The sequence below is a fragment of the Acidisoma sp. C75 genome (assembly GCF_054665095.1).
On record NZ_BAAFHD010000007.1, the window covers coordinates 89,703 to 103,252 of the forward strand.

11 protein-coding genes are annotated in these 13,550 nt (G+C 66.4%); 4 read left to right on the top strand and 7 right to left on the bottom strand.

What is annotated here, in order from left to right; all coding sequences use genetic code 11:
* Positions 1-3 precede the first annotated feature (3 nt).
* Positions 4-924 (top strand): carbohydrate ABC transporter permease, encoded by a 921-nt coding sequence (locus ACYQ7X_RS10890; protein ID WP_459697046.1) that lies wholly within the window; start codon positions 4-6, stop codon positions 922-924.
* Entirely contained in the window at positions 924-1,754 is an 831-nt protein-coding gene (locus ACYQ7X_RS10895) for a carbohydrate ABC transporter permease (protein WP_459697047.1), read from the top strand. Before ACYQ7X_RS10890 ends, ACYQ7X_RS10895 begins: the two co-directional genes overlap by 1 nt.
* 33 nt (positions 1,755-1,787) lie before the next feature.
* Here the strand turns inward: ACYQ7X_RS10895 and ACYQ7X_RS10900 are convergent, their stop codons facing one another.
* Positions 1,788-2,858 carry a threonine aldolase family protein gene (locus ACYQ7X_RS10900; protein WP_459697048.1) on the bottom strand — a complete coding sequence of 357 codons (1,071 nt, stop codon included), beginning with the start codon at positions 2,856-2,858 and terminating at the stop codon, positions 1,788-1,790.
* A gap of 120 nt (positions 2,859-2,978) precedes the next feature.
* Between ACYQ7X_RS10900 and ACYQ7X_RS10905 the strand changes: the two genes are divergently transcribed.
* Positions 2,979-4,097 carry a Gfo/Idh/MocA family protein gene (locus tag ACYQ7X_RS10905; protein WP_459697049.1) on the top strand — a complete coding sequence of 373 codons (1,119 nt, stop codon included), beginning with the start codon at positions 2,979-2,981 and terminating at the stop codon, positions 4,095-4,097.
* A gap of 42 nt (positions 4,098-4,139) precedes the next feature.
* Here the strand turns inward: ACYQ7X_RS10905 and ACYQ7X_RS10910 are convergent, their stop codons facing one another.
* The 6 genes from ACYQ7X_RS10910 to ACYQ7X_RS10935 all read right to left on the bottom strand — a co-directional run bounded on the left by ACYQ7X_RS10910 (position 4,140) and on the right by ACYQ7X_RS10935 (position 12,307).
* Positions 4,140-5,633 carry a CoA-acylating methylmalonate-semialdehyde dehydrogenase gene (locus tag ACYQ7X_RS10910; protein ID WP_459697182.1) on the bottom strand — a complete coding sequence of 498 codons (1,494 nt, stop codon included), beginning with the start codon at positions 5,631-5,633 and terminating at the stop codon, positions 4,140-4,142.
* Between the two features lie 28 nt (positions 5,634-5,661).
* Complete coding sequence (iolB, locus tag ACYQ7X_RS10915; protein WP_459697050.1) at positions 5,662-6,462, bottom strand: 5-deoxy-glucuronate isomerase; 801 nt, start codon at positions 6,460-6,462, stop codon at positions 5,662-5,664.
* Positions 6,462-7,346, bottom strand: a complete 885-nt coding sequence (gene iolE / locus ACYQ7X_RS10920; protein WP_459697051.1) for a myo-inosose-2 dehydratase — start codon at positions 7,344-7,346, stop codon at positions 6,462-6,464. The genes iolB and iolE overlap by 1 nt, the downstream gene beginning before the upstream one ends.
* Positions 7,347-7,372: 26 nt before the next feature.
* Positions 7,373-9,244, bottom strand: coding sequence for a 3D-(3,5/4)-trihydroxycyclohexane-1,2-dione acylhydrolase (decyclizing) (gene iolD, locus ACYQ7X_RS10925; RefSeq protein ID WP_459697052.1), 1,872 nt, complete (start codon positions 9,242-9,244; stop codon positions 7,373-7,375).
* A 27-nt stretch (positions 9,245-9,271) separates the two neighbouring features.
* Positions 9,272-11,185 (bottom strand): bifunctional 5-dehydro-2-deoxygluconokinase/5-dehydro-2-deoxyphosphogluconate aldolase, encoded by a 1,914-nt coding sequence (locus tag ACYQ7X_RS10930; protein WP_459697053.1) that lies wholly within the window; start codon positions 11,183-11,185, stop codon positions 9,272-9,274.
* Between the two features lie 117 nt (positions 11,186-11,302).
* A complete protein-coding gene (locus ACYQ7X_RS10935; RefSeq protein WP_459697054.1) occupies positions 11,303-12,307 on the bottom strand; it encodes a MurR/RpiR family transcriptional regulator in 1,005 nt (334 codons plus the stop codon).
* Between the two features lie 238 nt (positions 12,308-12,545).
* Between ACYQ7X_RS10935 and iolG the strand changes: the two genes are divergently transcribed.
* Positions 12,546-13,538, top strand: a complete 993-nt coding sequence (gene iolG / locus ACYQ7X_RS10940; RefSeq protein ID WP_459697055.1) for an inositol 2-dehydrogenase — start codon at positions 12,546-12,548, stop codon at positions 13,536-13,538.
* Positions 13,539-13,550 lie beyond the last annotated feature (12 nt).

Below are 13,550 nucleotides of genomic sequence, written 5' to 3' on the forward strand. Positions count from 1 at the left end.
CGGATGAGTGACGGAGCAGACCGCCGCGCGCCCCCGATGCCCGCGGCTCCCTCTTCCTGGAAGGAGAAGATGGAGCCGTGGTTCTTCATCCTGCCCTCGGTTCTGCTCCTGGTGGCGATCGGCCTCTACCCGACGATCTATACGCTGATCGCCTCCTTCCAGAACTGGGTGATGGGCATGGAGGGCCCAAGCTTCGGCGGCCTGCACAACTACGCCCATGCCTTCACCTCCAGCGACTTCGGCAATTCGGTGCTGCGGACGCTGTTTCTGATCCTCATCACCCTGCCGATCGAACTCATCCTCGGGATGATGATCGCCCTCGCGCTCGACAGCCCGCACCTCGCCGTGCTGCGCCGCTTGCTGCAGATTTGCCTCGTTATCCCGATCGCCATCACCCCCTCGGTGGTGGGGCTGCTGACCCAGCTCATGTTCAACCAGCAGCTCGGCATCATCAACCATCTGCTCGGCCTCATCGGCATCCCCGCACTCGACTGGCTCGGCCGTCCGCTTTCCGCCTATGGCACCGTGCTCGTCGTGCAGGTTTGGGAGTGGACGCCCTTCGTGGCACTCGTGCTCTCCGCGGCCCTTTCCACCGTGCCGCAGGATATCGACGAGGCGGCCGAGCTGGAGACGGAGCGCTGGTGGCCGCGCTTCCGCTCCATCCAGCTGCCCTTCATGTGGCCCGGCATCACCGCCGCCCTCGTCTTCCAGACCGCTTTCGCGATCAAGGAATTCGACATGATCTACACGATCGAGAAGGGCGGCCCGGGAACCGCCACGGAAACCGCCGTTATGCAGATCGAGCGGATGGCTTTCCGTGGCTTCGATGTCGGCCTTGCCGCGGCGGAATCGATCCTCATGCTGGTGCTCTCGATCCTGCTCGCCCGGATCTATATCCGCGTCTTCTACCGGGAGATGGACTGATGTCCGGCTCGCGCTTCTCTCTGCCCCGGTTGCTTCAGGCGATCGCGATCATCGTCGCGCTCGTCGTCATCCTGTTCCCGCTTTATTGGATGGTGGCGGGGTCGCTCAAGACCGAGAACGATCTCTTCGCGATGCCGCCGAAGTGGTTCTTCACGCCGAGCTTCGCGGCCTATGCCGATGCCATCAACAACACCGACATCCTGACCAACCTCGTCAATTCCGTGCTGGTCACGGCATGCGCGGTGGGGCTTGGCCTCATCGTCGGCGCGCCGGCGGCCTACGGCATCGCCCGCTATCGCTTCGCCGGGCGGCGGGACGTGTGGTTCTGGTACGTGACGAACTGGATGCTGGTGCCCGTCGTCGTGCTCATTCCCTTCTATCTCACCGCCTCCTGGCTCGGCCTCATCAACAATCCGATCGTGCTCATCCTCGTCTATCAGGTCTTTATCGTGCCGCTCGTGGTCTGGCTGCTCGTCGATCAGTTCAGCGCGGTGCCGGTGGCGCTCGAAGAAGCGGCGCAGCTCGATGGCCTCAGCCGCTTCAAGATCTTCCTCAAGATCGCGCTGCCGCTCGTCAAACCCGGCATCGCGGTCTCGGCCATCCTGTCCGGCATCTTCGCCTGGAACGACATGCTCTACGCCTTCATCCTGACGCCCTCGCCAGAGGCCCGCACGGCATCGACGGTGGTGCTGACCTATCTCGGCGGCTACGTCATTCCCTGGCCCGAGGTGATGGCGGCTTCCACCATGGTCTGCGCGCCGGTGATCGTCGGCGGCATCATCGTGCATAAGTATATCGCCCGCGGGCTGACGATGGGCGCCGTGAAGTAGCGGCGCCGATCGCTCCCCTGCCCTCGCCCGCCCTCAGCGATTGCCGAGGCGTGCCGCCGCGGCGACGAACGCCTCGACGCCGCTCCGCTCGGTCGCATAGGAGGTGACGAGGCGGATCATCGCCGTGCCCGGCGGCGTTTCCGCTTCCCAGCGATAAAAGGCGAAGCCCTCCGCCTCGAGGGCGGCGACCATGCCTTCCGGCATGATGACGAAAGCCTCGTTGGCGGCGACCGGCTGATAGAGGCGCACGCCCGGGATATCGGCGAGGCCGGCGGCCAGCCGGGCGGCCTCACCATTGGCGTGGCGGGCGTGGCGGAGCCAGAGATCGCCTTCCAGATAGGCGAGGAGTTGAGCGCTCATGTAGCGTTGCTTGGACCAGAGATGCGCCGCGCGCTTGCGTCGCTCCTCGAAGCCGCGCGCCTCCGCCGGGTTGAAGAAGATGACGACCTCGGCCGCCATCGCGCCGTTCTTGGTGGCACCGAAGGAAAGCGCGGTGACGCCGGCCTTCCACGTCATCTCCGCCGGCGTGCAGCCGAGGGCGACGAGCGCATTGGCGAAGCGCGCGCCATCCATATGGAGTGCCAGGCCCTCCGCCCGCGCCAGCGCGCCGAGGGCGGCAATCTCCGCGAGGCCATAGATGGCCCCCCATTCGGTGGACTGGGTGATGCTGATCGCCCGCGGCTGGGTGAAATGCACGCCGCCCGAGCGGGCATGGGCGAGCTTCACCACGACCTGATCCGGCGTGATGCGCCCGTCCGCACTCGGCAAGCCGAGAAGCTTCGCGCCGCCGCTGAAGAATTCCGGCGCGCCGCATTCATCGGTATTGATATGCGCCTCCTCCGCACAGAACACCGCGCCGTAGGACGGAACGAGGGTGGCGAGCGCGAGCGCATTGGCAGCCGTTCCGGTGGCGACCGGATGGGCAATCAGATCGGTCTCGAAAATCTCGGCCAGGCGGGCGGACAGATCGCGCGTCCACCGGTCGGCGCCGTAGGAGGAGACATTGTCCCGGTTCGCCGCCACGATCGCCGCCATGATCTCGGGCGCGACCGGCGCCACATTGTCACTACAGAAGTTCCAGGCACTCAGCTTCGCCTCAGCCACGCTCACTCTCCATCGCTTGCGCGGGCAGCTTAGCCATGAGCGGCGAAATTTCCCAAATGCCCATGACTTCGACCTCTTCTCATGGCAAAAGAGAGCAAACGTTCCGGGAGGCACGCGCATATGAAACAAACGATCCGAATTGGCCTGGTGGGCTCCGGCTTCATGGGCCGCACCCATGCGCTCGGCTTTCGCGCGGTCGGCGGGGTTTTCGATCTGCCCGTGGAGCCGCGGCTCGAACTGCTGGCAGATGCGACGGAGGAGATCGCCGCCGCCGCCGCCGCGCGCCTCGGCTTCGCCCGCTCCACCGGGGACTGGCAAGCCCTCGTCGCGGATCCGGCCGTCGATGTGGTGGATATCACCGCGCCCAATGCGCTGCATGCGCCGATCGCGCTTGCCGCGCTAGCCGCAGGCAAGCCCGTCTATTGCGAAAAGCCGCTGGCACCGACCGCCGAGGAAGCCTTCGCCATGGTGCAGGCGGCCGAAGCTGCCGGCCTCGTCACCCAAGTCGGCTTCAACTATATCTGCAACCCCATCCTCCAGCTTGCGCGCGAGATGATCGAAGCCGGAGAGTTGGGCCAGGTCTGGGGTTTCCGCGGCATCCACGCCGAGGATTTCATGATCAACCGGGAGACGCCGTGGACCTGGCGGCTCGATCCGCGGGGCGGCGCCGGCGCCCTGGGCGATATCGGCAGCCACATCATCGGCATGGCGCGCTTCCTGCTCGGCCCGATCGAGGCGCTCTCGGCCGATGTCGAGACGGTGATCGGCGAACGCCCGCTACCGGGGAGCACGGAGCGCCGCGCGGTCGCGGTGGATGACCAGGCGCGGCTTCTGGTGCGTTTCGCCCGCGGCTGCCGCGGCACGATCGAGACGAGCTGGCTCGCGACGGGCCGGCAGATGCAGCTCGAGTTCGAGATCATCGGCGAAAAGGGTGCGCTGCATTTCAGCCAGGAGCGCTTCAACGAGCTTCGCTACTACAAGGTGGAGCGCGATCGGTCCCGCAACGGCTTCCGCACCATCCTGGCTGGCCCCGAGCATCCGCCCTATGGCGCCTTCTGCGTCGCGGGCGGCCATCAGATCGGCTTCAACGATCTCAAGGTCATCGAAATCCGCGGCTTCCTCGAAGCGCTTGCCGGCGGGCCGAAGCCCTATGCGGATTTCCGCGAGGCCTATGAGGTGCAGCGCGTGATCGACGCCGCATTGCTCTCCGGCCGGGAAGAACGCTGGGTAAGGCTGTAACCGGAATGAGGCGGATGATCGCTCATCCGCCTCGCCGTCCGATTACCCGAGCGTCGGCATGATGAAATCGGCGCCGGCGCGAATGCCGGTCGGCCAGCGGGAGGTGACTGCCTTGTAGCGGGTGAAGAAGCGAATACCCTCCGGCCCGTGCATATGGTGATCGCCGAACAGCGAGCGCTTCCAGCCGCCGAAGGAATGGAAGGCCATCGGCACCGGGATCGGCACGTTGATGCCCACCATGCCGGCCTGCACGCGATGCGCGAAAGTGCGCGCGGAATCGCCATCGCGCGTGAAGATCGCCGTGCCATTGCCGAATTCGTGGCGGTTGACGAGATCGATCGCGCTTTCGAAATCATCCGCCCGCACCACCGAAAGCACGGGGCCGAAGATTTCCTCGCGGTAGATCTTCATCTCAGGCTTCACATCGTCGAACAGCGTGCCGCCGAGGAAATAGCCGCTTTCGTAGCCCTGGAGCTTCAGCCCGCGCCCATCGACGACGAGCTTCGCCCCCTCCGCGACGCCGGCATCGATATAGCCGGTGACCTTTTCGAGATGCTGGCGGGTGACGAGCGGGCCCATCTCGCTCGCCTCATCCGTGCCAGGGCCGACTTTCAGCGCCCGCACGCGGGGGGCCAGCGCCTCGACCAGCTTATCTCCCACGCCACCGACCGCGACCGCGACCGAGATCGCCATGCAGCGCTCACCGGCCGAGCCGTAGCCCGCGCCCATCAGCGCATCGACGGTCTTGTCGAGATCGGCATCCGGCATGATGACGGCGTGGTTCTTCGCGCCACCCAGCGCCTGCACGCGCTTGCCATGCGCGGTACCGGTGCGGTGGATATATTCGGCAATCGGCGTCGAGCCGACGAAGCTCACGGCATGGATGCCGGGATGTTCAAGGATCGCGTCCACCACTTCCTTGTCCCCATGCACGACATTGAAGACGCCATCCGGCAGCCCCGCCTGCTTCAGCAGGTCGGCGATGAAGAGCGCGGCCGAAGGATCGCGCTCGGAAGGCTTGAGGATGAAGCAATTGCCGCAGGCCAAAGCCGTCGGCAGCATCCAGAGCGGCACCATGGCGGGGAAGTTGAAGGGCGTGATGCCGGCGCAAATGCCTAAGGGTTGGCGCATGGAATAGGCATCGATGTCCCGCCCCACCTGCTCGGTGAAATCACCCTTGAGCAGTTCGGGCACGCCGGTTGCAAACTCCACCACCTCCATCCCGCGCGTCACTTCGCCCAGCGCATCGGAGAGCACCTTGCCGTGTTCGGAGGTGATGATGGCGGCGAGCTTCTTGGCATTCTGGTCGAGCAGATCGCGAAAGCGGAACATCACCCGCGCCCGGGCGAGCGGCGGGGTCGCCGCCCATTTCGGGAAAGCGGCGGCCGCCGCGCGCACTGCGCTATCGACATCCGCCGGCGTGCCGAGCACCACCTGGCGGGCGACCGTGCCATCCGCCGGCTGATAGACATTGGCGGTGCGGGTGGAGGAGCCGGAGGTCAAGGCGCCTCCGATATAGTGCTGAACGAGATCCATCATCGTCTCCAGGGCCAAGTCTGCGCCATTACCAGGTGAGGAAGGCATGGTCGGGGGACATGGTGAAGCGCCATTCGCGCACCGGCCCCGCCATCACGTTGAGATAGAAGAGATCGAAGCCATGCGGCGCGCCGACCGGATGGTAGCCGCGCGGCACCAGCACCACATCGCCATCCGCCACCGCCATCGTCTCGTCCAATGACCGGTCATCGGTATAGACGCGCTGGAGAGCGAAGCCGGAGCCGCGCCTCAGCCGATGGTAGTAGGTTTCTTCGAGATAGGTCTCGCGCGGCGGATCGTCCACGTCATGCTTGTGCGGCGGATAGCTCGACCAGTTGCCCCCGGGTGTGATCACCTCGACGACGAGCAGGCTTTCGGCAACCGCGGTATCGGGCAGGATATTGCGCACATGCCGGGTATTAGTGCCCTTGCCGCGCACTTCCTCGCCAACCTCGGCAGGCGGGATGATGCGGGCGGGCAGCCGGCCTTGCGCGGGCGCGGTGCAGATGGCGACCTCGGCATCGGTTTCCGCCTCCACCGTCCAGCGCGACTGGGCGGGGATATAGACTGACCAGGGCAGACCGTCGAAAACCGATTGCCGCTCGCCGAGCAGGCCGCAATCCTCATCGCCCGCCGCAATCCGCACGCGGCCCGAGAGGATGACGAGGCAGGCTTCGCTGCCCTCGGTCGGCCGCGAGACGACCTTGTGTGCGGGCAGGCGCAGGACGGAGAAGCCGACATAGCCCCAGCCGGCGGAGGCCGGGGTGATGTGATGGATGAACCCGTCCTGGTCCGGCGCCTTGGGGTGGATGAGCAGCGGCGAGGCCATCAGAGAAGCCCTCCCTCGCGAAGATCGCGGCGGAGATTGGCTAGGCCGAGGCTCGCATAGCGATAGGGGTTCGCCTTGGCGGGGTCTTGCTCGGCCTCCAGCACCACCCAGCCGGAATAGCCGGCGAGCGCGCGGAAGATCGGCACGAAGTCGATCATGCCGTCGCCCGGCACGGTATAGATGCCGTTGAGCACGCTTTTCAGGAAGCTCCAATCCTCGGCCTCCGCCGTCCGGCGCACCTCGGCGCGGATATCCTTGGTATGGACATGGCCGATGCGATCGCGATAGCGCGTCGCGATCCGCACCGGATCATCCCCGCCCCAAACGGCATGCCCGGTATCGAGCAGAAGCTGCACCGAAGGCCCGGTATGGGCCATGAAGGCATCGATATCCTCGGGCGCCTGCACCACGCTTCCCATATGGTGGTGATAGACGAGCCGCATGCCGGCTGCGCGCATAAGGTCGCCGAGCGCCGTCATCCGATCCCCGAACAGCTTCCACTCCTCCCCCCCGAGGCGCGGCCGCCGGGAGAGCGGCGTTTCGATCTCTCCCTGAATGGTGTTGGAGGTTTCGCACAGCACCATCACCTCGCAGCCCTGCGCCTTGAGCAGCGCGAAGTGCTTCTGCATGGCGGCGAATTCCGCCGTCGCATCCCGTGTCAGGAGTTTCGCCGAATACCAGCCGGAGATGCAGGCAAGCCCATGCGACGCGAGCACCGCCGAAAGCGCCTCCGGCGTGCGCGGAAATTTCTTGCCGAGTTCCATACCCTCGAAGCCGATCTGCTTCGCCTCGCGCAGGATGGTTTCGAGCGTCGTCTCCCCGCCCAGTTCGGGCATATCGTCATTCGCCCAGCAGATGGGGTTGGCCCCGATGCGGATCGTCATAGCGGGTCGCTCTCTTCCTCAGAAACTCAGTTACCGATGAACTGGCGGCGGGTCGCGGCGAGGTAGCGCTCCCGCGCGACCTTCACCTCGGCCCGGTCGGAGACCTCGGGCACGGCGACATCCCACCAATGGCCCCCGGCATCCGTCGAGACCAGCGGGTCGGTGTCGATCACGATGGCATAGGTCCGGCTGCTGGCCCGCGCACGGCCGAGCGCCGCTTCGAGCGCGGCAAGGCTCGCGACCTTCTCCGTCACCGCGCCGAGGCTGCGGGCATGGGCCGCGAAGTCGATCTCGGGCATCACCTCGTGGCGGCTGTCCTTCAGCAGGTTGTTGAAGCCTGCGCCGCCCGTCGCCTGTTGCAGGCGGTTGATGCAGCCGAAGCCGCGATTGTCGAGGATGACGAGGGTGAGTTTGAGGCCGAGCATGACCGAGGTGGCGAGTTCGGAATTCAGCATGAGGTAGGAGCCGTCTCCCACCATCACGAAGACCTCGCGCGCGGGTTCCGCCATCTTCACGCCGAGCCCGCCTGCGATCTCGTAGCCCATGCAGGAGAAGCCGTATTCCATGTGATAGCCGCCGGGCAGGCTCGCCTGCCAAAGCTTGTGCAACTCGCCCGGCAGGCCGCCGGCCGCGCAGAGCACGACATCGGAGGCGAGCGCCTGGCGCTGCACCGCGCCGATCACCTGCGCATCGGAAGGCAGCGCATTGCCGGCAGGATCGGGCAGCGCGGTATAGGAGGCGGCGCGGCCGAACCAGGCGGCTTTCACCGCCGCCGCCCGCGCCGTCCAAGCCTCGGGCGCCTGCCAGCCGCCGAGGGCTGCGCCCAGTTCGGTGAGGCCGACCCGGGCATCGGCGACCAGCGGCTGCGCCTGATGCTTGGCGGCATCGAAGGCCAGCGTATTGAGCCCGATGATGCGCCGCCCCTCACCCTGGAACAGCGCCCAGGAGCCGGTGGTGAAATCCTGCAGCCGGGTGCCGACGGCGAGGATGACATCGGCTTCCGCCGCCATGGTGTTCGCGGCCTCGGTGCCCGTCACCCCGATCGCGCCCATATTCATCGGATGGCCGGTGGCGAGGGAGGATTTGCCGGCCTGGGTTTCCCCCACCGGTATGCCGTGGCTTTGCGCGAAGGCAGCGAGATCGCTCTCCGCCTGCGCATAGAGCGTGCCGCCGCCGCAGACGATGAAGGGGCGCTTGGCACCGCGCAGCAGGCGCACCGCGGCGCCAAGTTCCTCGGCATCTGGCCGCGGGCGGCGGGGGGACCAGATCCGCTCCTCGAAGAAATGGGCGGGAAAGTCGAAGGCCTCCGTCTGCACATCCTGGCAGAGGCCGAGGGTGACGGGGCCGCACTCGGCCGGGTCGGTCAACACCTGCATGGCGCGGGCGAAGGCGGGGATGATCTGCTCGGGCCGGGTGATCCGGTCGAAATAGCGCGAGACGGGGCGGAAGGCGTCATTCGCGCTCACCGTGCCGTCCCCCCAATGTTCGATCTGCTGCAACACCGGATCGGGGCGGCGATTGGCGAAAACGTCCCCTGGCAGCAGGAGGAGCGGCAGGCGGTTGACGTGGGCGACCGCCGCAGCTGTCACCATATTCAGCGCGCCCGGGCCGATCGAGGTCGTGCAGGCCATCGCCCGGCGGCGGCGCAGCGCCTTGGCATAGGCGATCGCCGCATGCGCCATCCCTTGCTCGTTATGAGCGCGGAAGGTGGGCAGCTGCTCCCGCAGGCCATGCAGCGCTTCCCCCATGCCGGCCACATTGCCATGGCCGAAGATCGCCCAGACCCCGCCGAAGAAGGGGAGTATCCGCGTCTCCCCGGAAGCCTCTTCCACCACGGTCTTCTGGGCGGCCATGGCCCGCACCAGGGCCTGCGCCATCGTTAGGCGAATGACACGCATCGCTCGCGTTTCCCCGTTTCGTTCTTCTTACGCCGCTTCGACCTGGCGCGCAGCCTGCCAGGCATCGACGAGTTGCTGAAAGCGCCCGGCCATCTGGCTGACCGCTTCCTCATCCGAAATACGCCCGGCAAGCCAGGCGCGCGCCGGCTCGATATGGATCGTGCGGCCGACCGCGAAGCCCCGCACGACCGAGACGCCGCGGCAGGCCGCGAAGGAAGCCATGAGATCCTCCATCGGCGCTTCCAGGCCAAGCACCAGCACGCCGCGGCAATAGCTGTCGTTCCGGCTGACGGCCTCATCGATGGCGGCCCAGGCGGCGGCGCTCTTCTGCGGTTCGAGCTTCCACCAGTCAGGCTTGATGCCGAGATCGTAAAGCCGCTGGATCACGCGGGGGATGGTATCGACCGCGAGCGGGCCGTGCTTGCCGGCAATGATTTCCACCAGCAGATCCCGCCCCTGGCGCCGGCAGGCATCATAGACGCGCGCTAATTCCCGCTCCTGCCGCAGGCGCAGCTCCTCCGGATCGTCCGGATGATAGAAGCAGAGGCATTTCACTACCTGCGCCATCGGCCATTCGAGCAGATGCGTGCCGAGGCTGCCGCCGGCCTCGAACTCCAGCGGGCGGGAGCCGGTGCGTTCCACCGGCCGCGCGATCCAGAGCTTGTGATCGACCGCCCGGAACAGCGCCTCCCGGCCGTAGCGCCCGTCGATGAACATGCCGAAGCCCGGCCGCCCGGCCGCCACCCGCGCGGCCGCCTGCACAGCCAGCACCTTGAAATCGGAGATCTTCTCGAAGGGCGCGCCCACCTCTGTCGCCACTGCCTCCAACTGCACCCGATGATCGATCGCGAGCGCCATGATACCGGGCGGCGTCGCCGGGCGGGTCGTCGCCCAGTGGATATGGTTGAGGTCATCGTCGAAACGCAGCGCGCGCTGGCGGCTGCCATGCTCCAGAAAATATTGCAGCTCAGGGAAGGTCGGGATTTCCGGCGAGCAGAGCAGGCGGGAGACGGCGAAGGCGCCGCAGGCATTGGCGAAGGCGCAGCAGGTCTCCAAGGGCTCGCCCCGCAGCCAGCCGCGCAGGAAGCCGGACATGAAGCTATCCCCAGCGCCCAGCACGTTATAGACCTCGACCGGGAAGCCAGGCCCGCGGATGCCGTCATCAAGGCTCGCCGGGATCTCGCCCGGAAAGACGACGCAGCCCATCGGCCCGCGCTTGCAGACGATGACGGCCGTGGAGGCCGCGCGGATGGCGCGGATGGCGGCGAGGGTATCTTCCGACCCGCCGGCGATATGCAACTCCTCCTCGGTGCCGACGATGAGATCGCAGAACGGCAGCACGGGGGCGAGATGGGCGGTGACCGCATCCGACTTTATATAGCGGCTCTCGCCCGCGTCATGCCCGGCGAGACCCCAGAGGTTCGGCCGGTAATCGACATCGAAGATGATGCGGCGGCCATGCGCGCGGGCGATCCGCATCGCCTTATATTGCGCGGCGGCAGTATTCTCTTTCGCGAAATGCGTGCCGGTGACGACGATGGCGCCGGCAGAAGCGATGAAATTCTCCTCCACATCCTCCTCGCACAACGCCATGTCGGCGCAATGATCGCGATAGAAGATGAGCGGAAAGGTGTGGCTATCCCGCACGCCGAGGATGACGAGGGCGGTCAGCAGCTTGGGGTCCGTCCGCACGCCGCGCGTCTCCACCCCTTCGCGCGCCAATTGTTCGAGGATGAAGCGGCCGACCTGCTCATCCCCCACCCGCGTCAGCAGCGCCGACCGCAGGCCGAGCCGCGCGGTGCCGACCGCGATATTGGCCGGGCACCCGCCCACCGCCTTGCTGAAACTGCCCATATCCTCGAGCCGGCCCCCGATCTGCTGGCCGTAGAGATCGAGCGAACAGCGACCAATGGTGATGAGGTCGAGTACCGGGTCTGCCATCGGAAAACCTTTCTGGCGGATCGCGCCCGCCGACGGCGGAGGAGATATCCGCGCCGGGCCAAGCCTATCCTGGGTCAGCGGCTTGCCGCCGCACTTGCTTCTGGAAAAATAAAATCATCATTCCAAATTTTCGTCAATCCGGTTCATGCGTTCCTTTTTTGCCTCGGGCTGCACCGGCGGCAGATCCCCGCTGCGTTTGCTGACGAGGGCGACCGCAAGCGTCGTCGCCAGCGCGAAGGAGGCCGAGAGCGAGCGGAATCCGCCGTAATCGGCCTCCGCCACTTCGAGCCAGACGGATGAGACCTGAACGAGCGGGGAAAAGGGCGAATCGGTGATGCCGATGACCGGAATGCCGCGCTGGAAGGCGGCCCTCGCGGCGCCCAAGGTTTCGCTCGCATAAGGCGTGAAGCTGAGCGCCAGCAGCGCGTCCTCGGGCTCGATCAGATCGGTCTGCCGGGTGCCGAGGCCGCCCAGCTGGTCGATGATATCGCAGCGGGCGCCGAGCTTCTGCAGGGCATAGACGAGATAGACGGCGACGGGAAAGGCCCGCCGCACGCCGACGATATGGATGATACGGGCGGCCGCCAGCCGCTCGACCGCCTGTTCCAGCGCATCGACATCGACGCTCTGGCGGAAATCCCGGGCGGAAGCGCAAGCCGCATCGACCAGCCCATCCAGCAGGGCGAGCACGTCCCCGCCCTGGTTGCCCTCATGCAAGGCTTCAAGCCGCGCATTGTAATCGGGCCAACGATTGCGCGCGTGGGATTGAAAGACCGTCTGCAATTCGGAAAACCCCGAATAACCGAGGGCCTGGGCGAAGCGGATCATCGTCGACGGCTGGACATTGGCGAGCTTGGCAAGTTCCGCGACCCGCCCGAAGGCGATTTCCTGCGGATGCTGCACGGCGAAATCGGCCACTTGCACGAGGCGCTTGGGCAGGCTCTCCCGCCGTTCCAGGATGAGCGCGCGGAGCGCCCGGAAATCACGCGGCACAGCCTCGCCCGCGGCGAGCCCCCCTTCCGCGCTGTCTTCGGCCAGCCCCGCAGCCTCCTCCGCTTCCGCCATGCCGGCGGCGCTGGGGCGGCCCTCCTGCGGTGCCCCGCCATCCGTGTCGATCGTCATCCAGGCGTCTCTCCCATTGACAACGGATAGACTAAATGGAATTTTTCTTCCATATCTTCCTCGAAGAAAAAACGGCGCTCCAAGCACCAAGGGAGGACCAACCCGTTCCGCTGCGGCATCGCCTGCTGACCCCCGCCGCCCTGCGGTGTGTGCCGGCCACGCGCGCTCTTCCGCCGCCCTTCCCTTCGGCACCCGTCGCCGCCCCTTCTCGCCCCCTTACGAAAGAGACAGGCCTTTCATGATCCGCTTTTCCGTTCTCGGCTGTGGCCGCATCGGCACCATGCATGCCCGCAACCTCGCCCGGCACCCGCAGGCGCGGCTGGTTTCGGTGTTCGATGTCTTCACCAAGGCGTCGGACGCGATGGCGGCCGAGCTGGGCGTGACAGCGGCCGGCTCGGTCGATGAGGTTCTCGCCGACCCCGCGGTGGATGCCGTGCTCATCGCCACTTCGACCGATACCCATGTCGAACTCATCACCCGGGCGGCGAAGGCCGGCAAGGCGATCCTTTGCGAGAAGCCGATCGCGCTCGACATGGCGAAGGTCACGCAATGCTGGAGCGAGATCCGCGATCTCGGCGCGACGGTGATGATCGGCTTCAACCGCCGCTTCGATCCCTCCTTTCGCGCGGTGCATGACAGGGTGAGCGCGGGCGAGATCGGCCGCCTCGAACAGGTCATCATCACCAGCCGCGATCCGGCGCCGCCGCCGATCGCCTATATCAACGTCTCTGGCGGCCTCTTCCGCGACATGACGATCCATGACTTCGACCTCGCCCGCTATTTCGCCGGCGAGATCGTCGAGGTCCAGGCCTTCGGCGCCAATCTGGTCGACCCCGCCATCCGCGAGGCAGGCGATATCGATGCCGCGATGGTGACGATGCGGGCCGCGTCAGGCGCGCTCATCCATATCAACAACAGCCGCCGCGCATCCTATGGCTATGATCAGCGGCTGGAGGTTTTCGGCGAAAAGGGCATGCTCATCGCCGGCAACCGCACGGCGACCACGGTGCAATCCTTCTCTGCCGCCGGAACGGGGCAAGGCGATGTCGTGCTGCCCTTCTTCATCGAGCGCTATGCCGAGGCCTATGCCGCTGAGGTCGCCCATTTCGTCGAGAGCGTCGCCGCGAAAACGGTGCCGCTGACGAGCTTTCAGGATGGCGCTGAGGCACTTCGCCTCGCCGATGCCGCGCTTGAGAGCCTCAAGACCGGGCGCAGCGTCAAGCTCGGCTGAGCCTAGCGGCGC